Consider the following 16,013-nt stretch of genomic DNA (forward strand, 5'->3'; position numbering starts at 1 on the left):
GTTCCCGTCGGGCTACGCCCGCAGGTGCCGCTGTGCCGCGATCTTCGACGACAGGCTGTAGATGTCGATGAAGCCCTTGGCGGCGGACTGGTCGAAGGTGTCGCCCGTGTCGTAGGTCGCGAGGTTGAAGTCGTACAGCGACTGCTCGGAGCGCCGGCCGGTGACGACCGCGCGGCCGCCGTGGAGGGTCATCCGGATGTCGCCGGTGACGTGCTGGTTCGCCTCGTTGACGAAGCCGTCGAGGGCGCGCTTGAGCGGGGAGAACCACAGGCCGTCGTAGACGAGCTCGCTCCAGCGCTGCTCGACGCCCCGCTTGTAGCGGGCGAGCTCTCGCTCGACGGTGACGTTCTCCAGCTCCTGGTGGGCGGTGATCAGGGCGATCGCGCCCGGAGCCTCGTACACCTCACGCGACTTGATGCCGACGAGCCGGTCCTCGACCATGTCGATCCGGCCGATGCCCTGGGCTCCGGCGCGCTCGTTGAGCTGCTGGACGGCCTGGAGCACGGTGACGGGCCTGCCGTCGACGGCGACCGGGGCGCCCTCCTTGAAGGAGATGACCACCTCGTCGGGCTCGCGGGCGACGGCCGGGTTCTGCGTGTACTCGTAGATGTCCTCGATCGGCGCGTTCCAGATGTCCTCGAGGAAGCCGGTCTCGATGGCGCGGCCGAAGACGTTCTGGTCGATGGAGTACGGCGACTTCTTGGTGGTCGCGATCGGCAGGCCCTTGGCCTCGCAGAAGGCGATGGCCTTGTCGCGAGTCATGGCGTAGTCGCGGACCGGGGCGATGCACGTGAGGCCGGGGGCGAGGGCGGCGATGCCGGCCTCGAAGCGGACCTGGTCGTTGCCCTTGCCGGTGCAGCCGTGGGCGACGGTCGTGGCGCCGTGCTTGCGGGCGGCGGCGACGAGGTGCTTGACGATCGCCGGCCGGGACAGGGCGGAGACCAGCGGATAGCGGTCCATGTAGAGGGCGTTGGCCTTGATCGCCGGGAGGCAGTACTCCTCGGCGAACTCGTCCCTGGCGTCGGCCACTTCGGCCTCCACCGCGCCGCACGCGAGGGCGCGCTTGCGGATGACGTCCAGATCCTCGCCGCCCTGGCCGACGTCCACCGCGACCGCGATGACCTCGGCGCCCGTCTCCTCGGCGATCCAGCCGATGGCGACGGAGGTGTCAAGACCGCCGGAGTAGGCGAGTACGACGCGCTCGGTCACGGGTTCTTCCCCTCATACTGCGATCACTGACCTGCATGATTATGCAGACCTCCGCATGATTCGTCAATGCACCCCGGATCGAGGGGTTGATTCCGGCCATGCCGAGATGACTTTGAAGATCCTTTGAACGCGCGAAACCGCTTACTCGTACCTCTCGCCGAACGCAGGCGCCGCGTTTTGACACCGACGACACCCCCGACCCCTAGTGAGGCATCCGCATGTCCAGGGCTCTTCCGAAGTACAACAAGCGTCGCGTCGGCTTCATCGGCGGCGCCGCCGCGGTGGCACTGTCCGGCACGGTGATCGCCGGCTTCGCCCTCGCCGGGGAGACGCCGGACAGCGGCGCGACGAACGCCCGGACGCTGGCGGGTCCCGGCACGATCACGTGCCCGGACGTCACCGGCGAGCTGCCGGACATCCCCGCCTCGGCGCAGGCGGAGGTCGACCGCAATCTCGGCGATCTGGCCACCCAGATCGAGGAGGCCAACAAGCGCCTCGTCGACACCGTCGGCCAGGGCGGGCCCAACTTCGTCCAGAACGCCATCCTCGGCCCGCTGGAGGACAAGCGGGTCGCCGCCCTGAACCGCATCGAGACCGCCATCGGGCGTGCCGCCGAGAAGCCGGAGGGCCTGGAGGCCTTCGCCGCCTGCCAGCTCAACGCCGACGGCGGCGCCGGAGCGGGCGAGGCCGCGGGCGGCGAGGCGGGCGCCGGTGAAGAGGCCGGTGCCGAAGCAGGAGCAGGCGCCGAGGCCGGCGCGGGTGCCGAAGCGGGTGCGGGTGCCGAAGCCGGCGCGGGCGAGGAAGCCGGTGCGGGTGCCGGAGAGGACGCGGGCGCGGGCGCGGGCGCGGGCGCGGCGGGGAACGCGGGCGCCGGCTCGATCACCTGCCCGGACGTCGCCTCCCAGCTGCCGGCGATCCCGGCCTCCGCCCAGGCCGAGGTCGACCGCAATCTCGGCGATCTGGACAAGCAGATCGACGAGGCCAACAAGCGCCTCGTCGACACCGTCGGCCAGGGCGGACCGAACTTCGTCCAGAACGCCATCCTCGGCCCGCTGGAGGACAAGCGCGTCGCCGCGATCAACCGCATCGCCACCGCCATCGGCCGCACGGCCGAACGTCCGGCGGGTCTCGACTCCCTGGCCGCCTGCACGCTCACCAAGTGAGGTGACAGGCGCTGTGGCCGCCCCGCGTGAGCGCCGGCCGGGGCGGCCACGGGCAGGCGCCCGGGGGCGGGGTCCGGCAGAGGTGACCGGATCCCGCAATTTTCTTAGGCACCCGAAAGGTCATCGCCCATAATCTTTAGACATGGGAAAGACTTATGAAGGCATAGAAGGCCGGCTCCGCTCGTTCATCGAGGCGCAGCCGGTCTTCTTCACCGCCACCGCTCCCCTGTCCGCCGACGGCACGGTCAACCTCTCCCCCAAGGGCCTCAAGGGCTCCTTCGTGGTCCTCGACGACCACACCGTCGCCTACCTCGACTTCGCCGGCTCCAACGCCGAGACCATCGCCCATCTGCGGGAGAACGGGCGGATCACCCTGATGTGGTGCGCCTTCCAGGGCCCGCCGAACATCGTCCGGGTGCACGGCCGCGGGGAGCCGGTCTTCCGTGACGACCCCCGTTTCGGGGAGCTGCTCGGCCACTTCCCGGACATCGACCCGGCACAGCACGGGCTGCGCGCGATCATCGTCGTCACGGCCGAACTCGTCCGCGACACCTGCGGCTACGCCGTGCCCTTCATGGCGTACGAGGCGGACCGCGACCTGCACGGCAAGCGTTTCGCCCGCGAGGACGACGCGTCGCTCAGTGCCTACTTCACCAAGAAGGAGCACATCGCGACGAGCCTGGACGGACTACCCGGGCTGCCGTTGCCGCTGCCGCCCTCTACGGTCTGAGGCATGCGCCCCGGTGCCGTCGCCCTCGCCGCCTCCTGTCTCGTCGTGCTCGGCGCCGGGCCGCCCGCCCCCTCTTCCGCGCTGCCGTCCCGGATGACAGACACCGGCGGCGGCACCCAGCTGATCACCGCGGTGGCCCCGGGGACGGCCTCGACGACGGGCACGGTCACCTGGTGGGACCGCAGGAACGGGCGGTGGGTGAAGGCGGGTTCCGCGCCCGCGCGCTTCGGGGTGAACGGGCTGGTCGAGGGCGCGTCGCGCAAGCAGGGCACGAACACGACACCCACGGGTCTGTACGGCCTGCCGTACGCCTTCGGCATCAAGGCGGCGCCGCGCGGGACGGCGTACGAGTACCGCCGGGTGCACCGGGACTCCTGGTGGTGCCAGGACAACGACTCCCGCTCCTACAACCGCTGGACCGAGCCCCGCGCGGCCGACTGCCGGGCCGCCGAGTCCGAGCACCTGATCACCTACGGCGAGCGGTACGCACACGCGCTCGTCATCGGCTTCAACTACGAGCGTCCCGTACGGGGACGCGGCGCGGGCATCTTTCTCCATGTCAACGGGCGCGGGGCGACGGCCGGTTGCGTATCGGTGCCGAAGCGCGCCATGCGGACGATCCTCCGCTGGGCCGACCCGGCACAGCGCCCGCACATCGCCGTCGGGACGGCCAGCGGGACCACCGCCGTCACCCGCTACTAGGGCCTGTCTGTCAGACAGGCCCTTGGCCCGGGAGGCCGCTGGGGAACCCGTTCGGGTTACCGCCGGTCACTCCCGTAAGCACACGACTCGGTGCACGGCTGAACACTCCCGTGTCCCGGCACGTATCTGTGGGCCAAGGGTCAAGTCCCCACGGAGGAACCGTGACCACCACGCTCGCAGGCGGCCGTGCCGCCCGCCGCCAGACGATGCGCCGCATCCGCCCGCGCCGCTCCCCGGCCGTACCGCTGCTGATCGCCCTGTGGGCGGGTGCGGCGGCCGTGCTGTGGCTGTGGTGGGACAACACAGCGTCCCTCGCGGACACCTCGGCCAAGATCCTGGCCGCGGGCCGGATCACCGGCCTGCTCGCCGGCTACCTCATGGCGCTCGTGGTGCTCCAGATGGCACGGGTGCCCGCGCTGGAGCGGCGGGTGGGCACCGACCGGGTCGCCCGCTGGCACGCCATGACCGGCCGGTACACGCTCTGCCTGGTCCTCGCCCACGTCTTCCTCACCATGTGGGGCTATGCCCTCCAGGCGGGCAAGGGGCTCGGCGCCGTCGTCCAGCAGACGATCGACTCCGTCAACCAGTTGCCCGACATGGGCAAGGCCGCCATCGGCACGGGCCTGCTGTTCGTCATCGGGATCCTCTCGATCGGCGGTGTCCGCCGTCTGATCGGGTACGACACCTGGTACCACGTGCACCTGCTCACCTACGCGGCGGTGTACCTGACGTTCTGGCACCAGATCACGACCGGCAACGAGTTCGCCGTCGAGCCCGCCGCCAAGACCTTCTGGTACGGGCTGTACGGCGTGGTGACCGCGCTCGTCCTCTGGTACCGGATCCTCACCCCGATCCGCCTGAACCTGCGGCACCGGATGCGGGTCGAGGCGGTCATCGAGGAGACCCCGGGCATCGTGTCCGTGCTGATCGGCGGGCGCAAGCTGCACCGGATGGGCGCGGAGGCGGGCCAGTTCTTCCGCTGGCGGTTCAAGGCGCCCGGCATGCGCTTCAGTTCGCACCCGTACTCCCTGTCGGCGGCGCCCCGCCCGGACATGCTGCGGATCACCGTCAAGGCGATCGGTGACCACACCTCCCGGCTGCGTGAGCTCACGCCCGGCACCAAGGTGTGGGCGGAGGGCCCGTACGGCGCGATGACCGCGCAGCGCCGCAGCCGCGGCAAGGTACTGCTGGTCGCGGGCGGTGTCGGCATCACCCCGATGCGGGCCCTGTTCGAGACCCTGCCGGGCGCCTCCGGCGACATCACACTGCTCTACCGGGCCAACAGCACCCAGGACCTGGCCCTGTGGAGCGAACTCGCCAAGATCGCCGACGAGCGCGGGGCCCGGCTGATGTACGCGGTCAACAGCCCCGACGGGGAACGCCCCGACATCTCCGCGGAGTCACTCCAGCGGAAGATCCCGGACATCGGCGACCACGACGTCTTCATGTGCGGGCCGCCCGGCTTCGCGCAGTCGGTGTACGAGGCACTGCGCGGCGCGGGAGTCCCCGCCCGCCGTATCCATCACGAGTCGTTCGAGATGTGAGCGACGGGACATCAACGGCCCTTCAGGAGCTTGAGAAACGATGAGGAAGTCTCACCCCGTCCGGCGTGCCGTGCTCGCCGGCGCAGCCACCGTCTCCGGGATCGTGCTGCTGCTGTCACTGAAGCCGGCCTCCGACCCGGGCTCCGCCCAGGCCGCGGGCGGTCAGCTCCCGCCCGCGGCGGCCGGGCAGGCCCCGCAGGGCGGCGTGAACGGCGCGGTCACCGGTGACGCGGCGCAGACGCAGTACGGCGCGGTGCAGGTCCGCCTGACCATGAGCGGCGGCAAGATCACTCAGGCCGAGGCGGTCCAGGCCCCCAAGGGCGGCCGCAGCGACCAGATCACCGCCAGCTCCGTGCCCCGCCTCAACCAGGCGGCGGTCGCCGCCCAGAGCGCGGACATCGACGCCGTGTCCGGGGCGACGTACACCAGCGCCGGCTACAAGAAGTCCCTCCAGTCCGCCCTGGACAAGGCCAAGGCCTCGTCCGGCGGCGCGCAGGGCTCGGGCAACGCCCAGACCCTGACCGGCGATGTCGCGCAGACGGAGTACGGCCCGGTCCAGGTCCGCATCACCGTCGCCGGCGGAAAGATCACCAAGGCCGAAGCCGTCCAGGCCCCCAAGGGCGGCCGCAGCGACCAGATCACCTCCTCCTCCGTCCCCCGCCTCAACCAGGCGGCCGTCGCGGCGGGGAGCGCGGAGATCGACGCGGTCTCGGGCGCCACCTACACCAGCGCGGGCTACAAGAAGTCCCTCCAGTCGGCACTGGACAAGGCTCCGGCAGGGGGCGGCTCCTCTCAGGCCGCCGGCTCCGGAGGCGGTTCGTCCCAGGGCGCCGGCTCCGGGGCCGGTCAGGCCCAGACGCAGACCCTCACCGGCAGCGTGGCGCAGACCCAGTACGGCCCGGTCCAGGTCCGCATCACCGTCGCCGGCGGCAAAATCACCAAGGCCGAAGCCGTCCAGGCCCCCAAGGGCGGCCGCAGCGACCAGATCACCTCCTCCTCCGTCCCCCGCCTCAACCAGGCGGCCGTCGCGGCCGGGAACGCGCAGATCGACGCGGTCTCCGGAGCCACCTACACCAGCGCCGGCTACAAGCAGTCCCTCCAGTCGGCACTGGACCAGGCCGGTGGCTGACACGGTGGCCGACTCCGCACAGGCTCCCGCCGCGGTACGTCACGCGGAGGAGACGATGGGGACCGTCTTCTCCTTCGACGTCCGCGGCGGGGAACCCGGCGCGGTGCGCGCGGCGGTGGACGAGGCCGTCGCCGGGCTGCACCGGGTCGACGAGGTGTTCAGCACCTACCGCGATGACAGCCAGATCTCCCGGCTGCAACGCGGTCGGCTGACGGTCGGGGAGTGCGATCCCGAGGTCGCCGAGGTCCTGGAGCTGGCCGCCGAGGCGGAGCGGCTGAGCGACGGCTGGTTCAGCACCTCGTACGGGGGCCGCCTCGATCCCACCGGCATCGTGAAGGGCTGGTCGGTCGAGCGGGCCGCGCGGCAGCTGGCGGCGGTGCCCGGGGTGAGCGGGGTGAGCGTCAACGGAGGCGGCGATGTGCAGTTGCTCGGGGTTCCGGGCGCGCAGCGGCCGTGGCGGGTCGGGATCTCGGATCCTCTGCGGCCGGGGGGTCTCGCCGCGGTGATCTCCGCCGCCGGGGTGGACGAGCTGGCCGTGGCCACGTCCGGGACCGCGGAGCGGGGGGCGCACATCGTCGACCCGCGGACCGGGCGCTCGGCCGTGACCGACCTGGTCGCCGTGACGGTGGTGGGGCCCCGGCTGACGTGGGCGGACTGCTGGGCCACGGCGGCGTTCGCGATGGGGTCGCGGGAGGGGCTGGCTTGGCTGGAGTCGCTGCCCGGGGTCGAGGCGCTGTTGATCACGGCCGGCGATGAGGTGCGCTGTACTGGCGGGTTGGCTGCGCGGCTGGGGTGAGTGGGGGCTGGGGCGGATGCCCCAGGGGCGCGGGGCTGTATCCATGTGCGGCTCCGCCGCGTGGGCGCGACCAGCCACAGCGCACCCGCACCCAATCACCACCGGCAACCCCCACGGCGCGCTCAGTGCCCGTTCTGCGCCAGCCTCAGCAAATGGTCGGCCAGCGCCTGCCCCCCGTCAGGGTTCCGGCTGATCAACAGCAACGTGTCGTCACCGGCGATCGTCCCCAGAATGTCGTGCAGCTCGGCCTGGTCGATCGCCGAGGCCAGGAACTGCGCGGCCCCCGGCGGAGTCCGCAGGACCACGAGGTTCGCCGAGGCCTCCGCGGAGATCAGCAGCTCCTGCGAGAGCCGCCGCATCCGCTCCTCCTTCGCCGACCCGCCCAGCGGAGCGCGCGGCGTGCGGAAACCGCCCTCGCTCGGCACCGCGTAGATCAGGTCGCCGTCGGAGTTGCGGATCTTCACCGCGTTCAGCTCGTCCAGGTCCCGGGAGAGCGTCGCCTGCGTGACGCTCAGCCCGTCGTCGGCGAGCAGCTTCGCCAGCTGGCTCTGTGACCGCACGGGCTGCCGGTTGAGGATGTCCACGATCCGGCGGTGGCGTGCGGTGCGGGTCTGCGGCACGGCGGGCCCGTTCGCCCCCGGCTGCTCGTGGTCCTGCGCCTGGCTCATCGTCGTCTCATTCCCCGGATCGTCCGTCCCCGTCGGCTGCGCTTGCGTCGAGGACGCCGGGCAGCGCCCGGAGGAAGGCGTCCACCTCGTCGTCACCGATGTTCAGCGGCGGCATGAGCCGTACGACGTCGGGAGCGGGCGCGTTCACCAGGAGGCCGGCGTCCTGAGCCGCCTGCTGCACCTGGGGCGCGAGCGGCTCGGTGAGCACGATACCCAGGAGGAGACCCGCGCCCCGGACGAAATCGATCAACTCGTGACCGAGGCCCTCGATCCCGTCCCGCAACTTCTCGCTCTGCCGCTTGACGTTCTCCAGCAACCCCTCGTTCTCGATGGTGTCGAGGACGGCGAGCCCGGCGGCGCAGGCGACGGGGTTGCCACCGAAGGTCGTGCCGTGGTGGCCGGGCTGGAGCAGCTCGGCAGCGCGCCCGAAGGCGACGGTCGCGCCGAGCGGCAGTCCGCCGCCGAGGCCCTTGGCGAGGGTGACGACGTCGGGCAGCACGCCCTCATGGGCCTGGTACTCGAACCAGTTACCGGTCCGGCCGACGCCGGTTTGCACCTCGTCGAGGACGAGCAGCGCGCCGGTGGCGGCGGTGATGGCCCGGGCGGCCTTGAGGTAGCCGGCGGGCGGGACCACGGCCCCGTTCTCCCCCTGGACCGGCTCGATGACGACGAGGGCCGTCTCCTCCGTCACCGCGGCGGCCAGCGCCTGCGCGTCGCCGTACGGGACGTGCGTGACGTCGCCGGGCAGCGGCAGGAAGGGTTCCTGCTTGCCGGGCTGGCCGGTGAGCGCGAGGGCGCCCATGGTGCGGCCGTGGAAGCCGCCCTGGGTCGCGACCATATGGGTGCGCCCGGTGAGCCGGCCGATCTTGAAGGCGGCCTCGTTCGCCTCGGCGCCGGAGTTGCAGAAGTAGACCTTGCCGTCGCGGCCGAAGAGCTGGAGCAGCCGTTCGGCGAGCGCGACCGGCGGCTCGGCGACGAACAGGTTGGAGACATGGCCGAGGGAGGCGATCTGCCGGCTCACGGCCTCGACGACGGCCGGGTGGGCGTGACCGAGCGCGTTGACCGCGATGCCGCCGACGAAGTCGAGGTACTGCGTGCCGTCGGCGTCCCACAGCCTGGTGCCCTCGCCGCGGACGAGCGGGAGCCTCGGGGTGCCGTAGTTGTTCATGAGCGCGCCCTGCCACCGCGCGGTCAGTTCCTGGTTGCTCACGACTCCCCCTGTCCGCCCGGTCCCTCGGGCTTCTCGTCGGCCACGACCATCGTGCCGATCCCCTCGTCGGTGAAGATCTCCAGCAGGATCGAGTGCTGGACCCGGCCGTCGATGACCCGGGCGGTGGTGACGCCGCCCCGTACGGCGTGCAGGCAGCCCTCCATCTTCGGCACCATGCCGGACGACAGGTCCGGCAGCAGCCGCTCCAGCTCGGAGGCGGTGAGGCGGCTGATCACCTCGTCGCTGTTCGGCCAGTCCTCGTAGAGTCCCTCGACGTCCGTGAGGACCATGAGGGTTTCGGCGCCCAGTGCAGCAGCGAGTGCCGCAGCCGCCGTATCAGCATTGACGTTGTAGACATGTCCGTCGTCCTGGGAGCGGGCGATCGACGAGACGACCGGGATGCGGCCGTCGGCGAGCAGGGCCTCGATCGCGCCCGTGTCGATCGCGGTGATCTCGCCCACCCGCCCGATGTCGACGAGCTCGCCGTCGATCTCGGGCTGGTGCTTGGTGGCGGTGATGGTGTGCGCGTCCTCGCCCGTCAGGCCGACGGCGAGCGGGCCGTGCTGGTTGAGCAGCCCGACCAGCTCGCGCTGCACCTGGCCGGCCAGCACCATCCGTACGACGTCCATGGCGTCCTCGGTGGTCACCCTGAGGCCCGCCTTGAACTCGCTGACGATGCCGTGCTGGTCGAGGGCGGCGCTGATCTGCGGGCCGCCTCCGTGCACGACGACGGGCTTGAGGCCGGCGTGGTGCAGGAACACCACGTCCTGGGCGAAGGCGGCCTTGAGGTCCTCGTCGACCATGGCGTTGCCACCGAACTTGATGACGACCGTCTTGCCGTTGTGCCGGACCAGCCAGGGCAGGGCCTCGATGAGGATCTGGGCCTTGGGCAGGGCGGTGTGCTTACGCGTCGATCCACTGCTCATGACGAGTACGCGCTGTTCTCGTGGACGTAGTCCGCGGTGAGGTCGTTGGTCCAGATGGTGGCGGTCTCGGACCCGGCGGCGAGGTCGGCCACGATGTGCACCTCGCGGTAGCGCATGTCGACCTTGTCGCGGTCCTCACCGACGCCGCCGTTCTTGCACACCCAGACGCCGTTGATGGCGACGTTGAGCCGGTCCGGCTCGAAGGCGGCGCTCGTCGTGCCGATCGCCGACAGCACCCGGCCCCAGTTGGGGTCCTCGCCGTGGATGGCGCACTTGAGGAGGTTGTTGCGGGCGATGGAGCGGCCCACCTCGACGGCGTCGTCCTCGGTCGCGGCGTTGATCACCTCGACCTTGATGTCCTTGCTGGCGCCCTCGGCGTCCCGGATGAGCTGCTGCCCGAGGTCGTCGCAGACCTGCCGGACGGCCTCGGCGAACTCGTCGTACTCCGGAGTGACTCCGGCCGAGCCGGAGGCGAGCAGCAGCACGGTGTCGTTGGTGGACATGCAGCCGTCGGAGTCGACCCGGTCGAAGGTCGTACGGGTGGCCGCCCGCAGGGCCTGGTCGAGTACGTCGTTGTCCAGGGCCGCGTCGGTGGTGAGGACGACGAGCATGGTGGCGAGGCCGGGGGCGAGCATGCCCGCGCCCTTGGCCATGCCGCCGACGGTCCAGCCGTCCTTGGTGACGACGGACGTCTTGTGGACGGTGTCGGTGGTCTTGATGGCGATGGCGGCCTTCTCACCGCCGTGCTCACTCAGCGACGCGGCTGCCTTCTCCACGCCCGGGAGCAGCTTGTCCATCGGCAGGAGGATGCCGATCAGGCCGGTCGAGCAGACGGCGACCTCGATGGCCCCCCGCCCGAGGACCTCGGCGACCTTCTCGGCCGTCGCGTGCGCGTCCTGGAAGCCCTTCGGGCCCGTGCAGGCGTTGGCGCCGCCGGAGTTGAGGACGACGGCGGAGATCTGGCCGCTCTTGACGACCTGCTCGGACCACAGCACCGGTGCGGCCTTCACGCGGTTGGAGGTGAAGACGCCGGCGGCGGCGCGGCGGGGCCCGGTGTTGACCACGAGGGCCAGGTCGGGGTTGCCGTTCTCCTTGATCCCGGCGGCGATGCCCGCCGCCGTGAATCCCTTCGCTGCCGTCACACTCACGGCGCAACTCCGATCGTCGTCAGTCCGGTGGTCTCGTCGAGCCCCAGGGCGATGTTCATGCTCTGGACGGCACCGCCGGCGGTGCCCTTGGTGAGGTTGTCGATGGCGCTGATCACGATGATCCGTCCGGCGGCCGTGTCGTGCGCGACCTGCACCTGAACGGCGTTCGAACCGTAGACGGACGCCGTGGCGGGCCACTGGCCCTCGGGCAGCAGGTGCACGAAGGGCTCGTCGGCGAAGGCCTTCTCGTAGGCGGCGCGCAGTGACTCGGCGGTGACCCCGTCCGTCGCCTTCGCGCTGCACGTGGCGAGGATGCCGCGGGGCATCGGCGCGAGGGTCGGCGTGAAGGAGACGGAGACCGGCCCGCCGGCGGCCGCGCTGAGGTTCTGGGTGATCTCGGGGGTGTGCCGGTGCCCGCCGCCGACGCCGTACGGGGACATGGAGCCCATGACCTCGCTGCCCAGCAGGTGCGGCTTGGGCGCCTTGCCCGCGCCGGAGGTGCCGGACGCGGCGACGATCACGGCCTCCGGCTCGGCGAGCCCGGCGGCGTATGCCGGGAAGAGCGCCAGCGACACGGCCGTGGGGTAGCAACCGGGCACCGCGACGCGCTTGGACCCCTCCAGCGCGGCGCGGGCGCCCGGCAGTTCGGGAAGGCCGTAGGGCCAGGTTCCGGCGTGCGGCGAGCCGTAGAACCGCTCCCAGGCGGCGGCGTCCGTCAGCCGGAAGTCGGCGCCCATGTCGATCACCAGCACGTCCGGCCCGAGCTGCTCGGCGACGGCGGCGGACTGCCCGTGGGGCAGCGCGAGGAACACGACGTCGTGCCCGGCGAGAACCTCGGGGGTGGTCCCCTGGAGCACTCGTCCCGCCAGGGGCAGCAGGTGCGGCTGGAGCGCACCGAGCGTCTGCCCCGCGTTGGAGTTGCCGGTCAGGGCACCGATCTCGACCTCGGGGTGCGCCAGGAGCAGACGCAGCAGTTCCCCGCCCGCGTATCCACTCGCTCCGGCCACTGCCGCACGTACCGCCATGGAACCTCCTCCTTAGAGGGCATGACTATACGTTTCGCTGCACGTTTATGCAATCCCGGAGTCGTCCTGTCCATGGTCAGCCGCTGTCGATGCGGTCGAGCAGTGCCCGGGCCTCGGAGGCGGACAGGCAGGCGTCGAGGGCGGCCACGGCGCGGGGGCGGGCCTCGGTGCCGCGGCTCAGCCCCTGAAGGGCGGTGGCCAGGGCGAGCTCGACGGCGCCGGCCTCCGGGCGGCGCTGCTCCTCGGGCAGGCCGCGGCGCAGTTCGCCGGCGCGCTCCGCCTCGGCGAGAGCCTCCTCGTGGCGGGCCTGGCCCTGGAGACCGCGGGCCAGGCCGAGCCGCAGGACCAGACCGAACCGGTCCGGTGCGCGATGGGCGGCGAGGGCCTCACGGGCGAGCGTCTCGGCCTCCTGATGGCGGCCCTGTGCGTTGAGGGCATAGATCAGCCCGTTGCGGGCGGCCGTCACTATCCGCGGCATCTCCGGCCCTGTGCCGCGGGTCGCTGCCTCGGCGACGGCCGCGCACTCCGCCTCACATTCGGCGTACCGGGCGAGCGCGGTCAGCGCCTGGGCGCGGTCCGAGCGCAGTTTCAGGGTCTGCGGGTGTTCGGCGCCGAATACCCTGCCGAAGACCGGCATCAGTGCGTCGTACGCCGTGACGGCCTCGGCGTGGCGGCCCTGGGCGCCCGTTGCCAGCGCCGCGATGCCCAGCGCCAGTGGTGCGTGCACGTCGTCGCGCCGCCGGGGCCGGGCCGCGGCCACGGCGCGGGCCTCGGCCTCCGCCTCGGAATAGCGCCCGGCCTCGTAGAGGGCGATGGCCTGGGCCACGGGGGATCGCATCGACGGCCCACCGCTGATCCGGCCGCGCGGCCGAAAGAGTCTCATGCCCGGAGCATACGGATGCGGCGCACGCCCGTTCGAGGAAGTGGGGAGGCTTCCGCGGTGAAGGTGCCGCTGCCGCGTGCCCTCGGGCAGGCGTGTGCCGAGGGCGCGTCGGCTCGCAAGGACAAGGACGCGGCGGCGGCCCAGGAGTGGGTACGCGCACACGACGACGGCCGCCGACCCGCTGCCGCGACATGGCCGGGCGGTGTTCGCCGCGTTGCCCGCCGAGGCGCGCGGCGCGCTGCGGGTCGAGCACATCGGCCGGTGGCGGTCCGCCCGTCCCGGCCTGACGCCCGCCCAGGCCAAGGGGGCCGGGTCCCGCGACGGGCTCTGTTACGGATGACGCGCCACGTCGTGGGCCGCCGCGCCGGGGACGGCGGCCCACGCGGGTCCCGCTACCTCTGCTTGATCCGCAGGAAGGTGACGGAGTTCGCCGGGAAGGTGTAGGTGAACTTCTTCGCCACTCCACGGAAGGTGGACGTCACCGGCGTCACCGGCGTGTCCGTCTCCGTGTTGACGGCGTCCTCCTCGGCGGCCAGCGTGGTCACGCGGGCCGTGGAGGCGACCTTCGCGCCACCCAGGTCGACGGCCGTGCGGGCCTCGGCGGACTGGGCGTTGACGACCTTGACGATCAGGTCACCGGTCTTGGCGTCCTTGGTCACGACCTGGCGGAACGGCTCGGCCGGCTTGTCGTCCTTGAAGCTGCCCCACTCCTTGCCGTCCAGGAACAGGGTGACCTGGCGGCCGCGGACCTTGATGTCGATGTCGTAGGCGCGGCCCGTCTCGATCGACCCGGCCTTCGTCATCAGCGTGCCCTTGCCGCCGTCCACGGCCTGCTCGATCGCGGACTGGGTGTTGTTCCAGCCGCCCAGGTTCCACCAGTAGTAGTTGCCGGTGTCCTTGACGCCGAAGGCGACGAGGAAGCCCTCCTTGCCGGACTTCTTGGTGGCCTTCACATGCAGGTCGTAGTCCTTCCAGGCCGGGTCGCCCGCCGTGACCATGGTGTTCTCGGCGGCGGTGTCGGTCTGGACGTACTGCCCGTCCTGGACGCTCCAGCTTCCCCGGCCGCTGGTGGTCCACTTCGAGGCGTCACCGGAGAAGTCGTCGCTCAGCAGGGTCGAGCCGTCCGCCGAGGTGACCTTCACGTCGTCGTACGCGGCGCTGGTCGCCCACGTGGACAGGCCGACGGCACCGGTGATCGGTCCGCTGACGTCCGGCGTGGTGGTGGCCTTCGACGGGACGACGCGGTCGCCGACGTTGGTCATGAACAGCTTCTGGACCTCGTAGTTGGCCGAGTTCCAGGAGGCCCGGTTGTTGAACCAGATCATGTCCGGCCGCCACTGGACGTAGTCCTCGTTGGCGAGCAGCGGGGCGTAGGAGGCCAGCTTGACGATGTCCGCGTTGCGCTCCAGGCCGGTCATGAAGGCGGCCTCGGACAGGCCGTTCTTCCAGGCGTTGCCCTGCGAGGCGTACTCGCCGAGGAAGACCTTGGGGCCCTTGCGGTCGTAGGAGTCGTAGCGGTCGTTGTTCTGGAGGAACCAGTTCGGGCTGTTGTAGTAGTGCTCGTCGACCATGTCGACGTTGCCCTCGCGGTTGAGCTGCCAGGCGGTGTCGAAGGTCGTGCCGGCGTCGTCCGGGCCCGAGTTCGAGATGACGGTGATGTCCGGGTACTCGGCCTCGATGGCGGCCCGGAACTGCTGGAAGCGGGCGAAGAACTCCTTGGGGAGGTTCTCCTCGTTGCCGACCCCGAGGTGGGTCAGGTGGAACGGCTTGGGGTGGCCCATCTGCGCGCGGACCTTGCCCCACTTGGAGGTCGCCGGGCCGTTGGCGAACTCGATGAGGTCGAGGGTGTCCTGGATGTGGCGCTTGAGCAGGGCGTCGTCGTCGGTGGCCTTGTTCTGGCCGCAGCCGGTCACCAGGGCGGGGACGACGGGCAGCGGCATGGCGCCGATGTCCTCGGAGAAGCGGAAGTACTCGTAGTAGCCGAGGCCGTAGCTCTGGTTGTAGCCCCAGAAGTTGGCGTTGGTGGCGCGCTGCTCGACCGGACCGATGGTGTCCTTCCACTGGTAGCTGCGCTTGCGCTCCCAGTTCGAGGCATCGCTGTAGTCCTCCATGGAGCCGGTGTTGACCAGGCAGCCGCCGGGGAAGCGCACGAAGCCGGGCTTCAGGGCGGCGATCTTCTCGGCGAGGTCCTTGCGCAGGCCGTTCGGCTGGTTCTTGTAGGTGTCGCGCGGGAAGAGCGATATCTCGTCGAGCGCGGCGGCGTTCGCAGAGGCGACGGCGAGGCGGCCGCGGTTGCTGGTGCGGGTCGCGGTGAAGGTGGCCTTGTACTTGGCCCAGCCGCCCTTGACGGCCACCTGCCGGGCGTTCGCCAGCGTGCCCGCCGTGTCCTTGAGGGAGACGGTGAGCGTGCTGCCGCTCTCCGCTCGGGCCCACACGGAGAAGTCGTACTTCTTGCCCTGCTCGACCCGGATGCCGGTGTTGTAGCCGGCGTTCGTCACGGAGGAACCGGCGCCCAGGGAGAGGTAGTTGCGGTTGCGCTCGTTGAGGCGGCCCGAGTCGTTCACGACCTCGGCCGTGCCGCCGACCGCCCACGAGGTCAGGGGCGTGTAGGAGCCGTTGTCGGCGGTGGAGTACTCGAAGGAGCGGTTCTGCACGAGCTCGGCGTACAGACCGCCGTCGGCGGCCCGGTTGATGTCCTCGAAGAAGACGCCGTACATCGTGTCGTCGATCGCCGCGCCCTTGGCGGACGGGTCGACGGTGATCGCGTAGTCGGTGACGTCCTCGGCGTGCGCGGGGGCCGGTACGAGGGCTGCTGCCGTCAGGAGGGCCGTGGCCGTGAGACCGACTCTCCATCGGGTGCGGGCGGTGCGTGGCATGGAT

15 protein-coding genes are annotated in these 16,013 nt (G+C 71.2%); 7 read left to right on the forward strand and 8 right to left on the reverse strand.

Annotated elements, in window-relative coordinates:
• Nucleotides 1–12: 12 nt before the first annotated feature.
• Nucleotides 13–1,209 (reverse strand): argininosuccinate synthase, encoded by a 1,197-nt coding sequence (locus CP976_RS08900; protein ID WP_150479854.1) that lies wholly within the window; start codon nucleotides 1,207–1,209, stop codon nucleotides 13–15.
• Between the two features lie 218 nt (nucleotides 1,210–1,427).
• Here CP976_RS08900 and CP976_RS08905 point away from each other — a divergent pair, with 218 nt between their 5' ends.
• The 6 genes from CP976_RS08905 (at nucleotide 1,428) to CP976_RS08930 (ending at nucleotide 7,273) form a co-directional block, all read left to right on the forward strand.
• Nucleotides 1,428–2,372 (forward strand): hypothetical protein, encoded by a 945-nt coding sequence (locus CP976_RS08905; protein ID WP_150479855.1) that lies wholly within the window; start codon nucleotides 1,428–1,430, stop codon nucleotides 2,370–2,372.
• 142 nt (nucleotides 2,373–2,514) lie between these two features.
• Nucleotides 2,515–3,102 (forward strand): pyridoxamine 5'-phosphate oxidase family protein, encoded by a 588-nt coding sequence (locus CP976_RS08910; protein WP_150479856.1) that lies wholly within the window; start codon nucleotides 2,515–2,517, stop codon nucleotides 3,100–3,102.
• A gap of 3 nt (nucleotides 3,103–3,105) precedes the next feature.
• Entirely contained in the window at nucleotides 3,106–3,804 is a 699-nt protein-coding gene (locus tag CP976_RS08915; protein ID WP_150479857.1) for a L,D-transpeptidase family protein, read from the forward strand.
• A 161-nt stretch (nucleotides 3,805–3,965) separates the two neighbouring features.
• Nucleotides 3,966–5,348 (forward strand): ferredoxin reductase family protein, encoded by a 1,383-nt coding sequence (locus CP976_RS08920; protein WP_167537305.1) that lies wholly within the window; start codon nucleotides 3,966–3,968, stop codon nucleotides 5,346–5,348.
• A gap of 40 nt (nucleotides 5,349–5,388) precedes the next feature.
• Entirely contained in the window at nucleotides 5,389–6,477 is a 1,089-nt protein-coding gene (locus tag CP976_RS08925) for an FMN-binding protein (protein WP_150479858.1), read from the forward strand.
• Complete coding sequence (locus CP976_RS08930; protein ID WP_229876113.1) at nucleotides 6,470–7,273, forward strand: FAD:protein FMN transferase; 804 nt, start codon at nucleotides 6,470–6,472, stop codon at nucleotides 7,271–7,273. The genes CP976_RS08925 and CP976_RS08930 overlap by 8 nt, the downstream gene beginning before the upstream one ends.
• Before the next feature lie 122 nt (nucleotides 7,274–7,395).
• Here the strand turns inward: CP976_RS08930 and CP976_RS08935 are convergent, their stop codons facing one another.
• The 6 genes from CP976_RS08935 to CP976_RS08960 form a co-directional block, all read right to left on the reverse strand.
• Entirely contained in the window at nucleotides 7,396–7,941 is a 546-nt protein-coding gene (locus CP976_RS08935; protein WP_059422875.1) for an arginine repressor, read from the reverse strand.
• Nucleotides 7,942–7,948: 7 nt separating this feature from the next.
• Entirely contained in the window at nucleotides 7,949–9,151 is a 1,203-nt protein-coding gene (locus CP976_RS08940; RefSeq protein ID WP_150479859.1) for an acetylornithine transaminase, read from the reverse strand.
• Nucleotides 9,148–10,077 carry an acetylglutamate kinase gene (argB, locus tag CP976_RS08945; protein WP_150479860.1) on the reverse strand — a complete coding sequence of 310 codons (930 nt, stop codon included), beginning with the start codon at nucleotides 10,075–10,077 and terminating at the stop codon, nucleotides 9,148–9,150. The genes CP976_RS08940 and argB overlap by 4 nt, the downstream gene beginning before the upstream one ends.
• Nucleotides 10,074–11,225 carry a bifunctional glutamate N-acetyltransferase/amino-acid acetyltransferase ArgJ gene (argJ, locus tag CP976_RS08950; protein WP_150479861.1) on the reverse strand — a complete coding sequence of 384 codons (1,152 nt, stop codon included), beginning with the start codon at nucleotides 11,223–11,225 and terminating at the stop codon, nucleotides 10,074–10,076. The genes argB and argJ overlap by 4 nt, the downstream gene beginning before the upstream one ends.
• Nucleotides 11,222–12,250 (reverse strand): N-acetyl-gamma-glutamyl-phosphate reductase, encoded by a 1,029-nt coding sequence (argC, locus tag CP976_RS08955; RefSeq protein ID WP_150479862.1) that lies wholly within the window; start codon nucleotides 12,248–12,250, stop codon nucleotides 11,222–11,224. Before argC ends, argJ begins: the two co-directional genes overlap by 4 nt.
• Before the next feature lie 76 nt (nucleotides 12,251–12,326).
• Nucleotides 12,327–13,133: a tetratricopeptide repeat protein gene (locus CP976_RS08960; protein WP_229876115.1), complete on the reverse strand. Its 807-nt coding sequence runs from the start codon at nucleotides 13,131–13,133 to the stop codon at nucleotides 12,327–12,329.
• A 202-nt stretch (nucleotides 13,134–13,335) separates the two neighbouring features.
• On the opposite strand from CP976_RS08960, the gene CP976_RS42830 reads away from it, so the two are divergent.
• Nucleotides 13,336–13,473 (forward strand): hypothetical protein, encoded by a 138-nt coding sequence (locus CP976_RS42830; protein ID WP_167537306.1) that lies wholly within the window; start codon nucleotides 13,336–13,338, stop codon nucleotides 13,471–13,473.
• A gap of 52 nt (nucleotides 13,474–13,525) precedes the next feature.
• On the opposite strand, the gene CP976_RS08965 is transcribed toward CP976_RS42830, so the two are convergent.
• Entirely contained in the window at nucleotides 13,526–16,009 is a 2,484-nt protein-coding gene (locus CP976_RS08965) for an alpha-L-arabinofuranosidase C-terminal domain-containing protein (RefSeq protein ID WP_150479863.1), read from the reverse strand.
• Between the last annotated feature and the right edge of the window lie 4 nt (nucleotides 16,010–16,013).

The sequence above is a fragment of the Streptomyces coeruleorubidus genome, from assembly GCF_008705135.1.
Taxonomy (GTDB): domain Bacteria; phylum Actinomycetota; class Actinomycetes; order Streptomycetales; family Streptomycetaceae; genus Streptomyces; species Streptomyces coeruleofuscus.

Excerpts from the sequence above, each read along its gene's own strand:
- CP976_RS08910 (WP_150479856.1), top strand. The coding sequence starts at position 2,515 with ATGGGAAAGACTTATGAAGGCATAGAAGGCCGGCTCCGCTCGTTCATC.
- CP976_RS08925 (WP_150479858.1), top strand. The coding sequence starts at position 5,389 with ATGAGGAAGTCTCACCCCGTCCGGCGTGCCGTGCTCGCCGGCGCAGCC.
- CP976_RS08905 (WP_150479855.1), top strand. The coding sequence starts at position 1,428 with ATGTCCAGGGCTCTTCCGAAGTACAACAAGCGTCGCGTCGGCTTCATC.
- CP976_RS08960 (WP_229876115.1), bottom strand. The coding sequence starts at position 13,133 with ATGAGACTCTTTCGGCCGCGCGGCCGGATCAGCGGTGGGCCGTCGATG.
- CP976_RS08935 (WP_059422875.1), bottom strand. The coding sequence starts at position 7,941 with ATGAGCCAGGCGCAGGACCACGAGCAGCCGGGGGCGAACGGGCCCGCC.
- argC (WP_150479862.1), bottom strand. The coding sequence starts at position 12,250 with ATGGCGGTACGTGCGGCAGTGGCCGGAGCGAGTGGATACGCGGGCGGG.
- CP976_RS08965 (WP_150479863.1), bottom strand. The coding sequence starts at position 16,009 with ATGCCACGCACCGCCCGCACCCGATGGAGAGTCGGTCTCACGGCCACG.
- CP976_RS08915 (WP_150479857.1), top strand. The coding sequence starts at position 3,106 with ATGCGCCCCGGTGCCGTCGCCCTCGCCGCCTCCTGTCTCGTCGTGCTC.
- argB (WP_150479860.1), bottom strand. The coding sequence starts at position 10,077 with ATGAGCAGTGGATCGACGCGTAAGCACACCGCCCTGCCCAAGGCCCAG.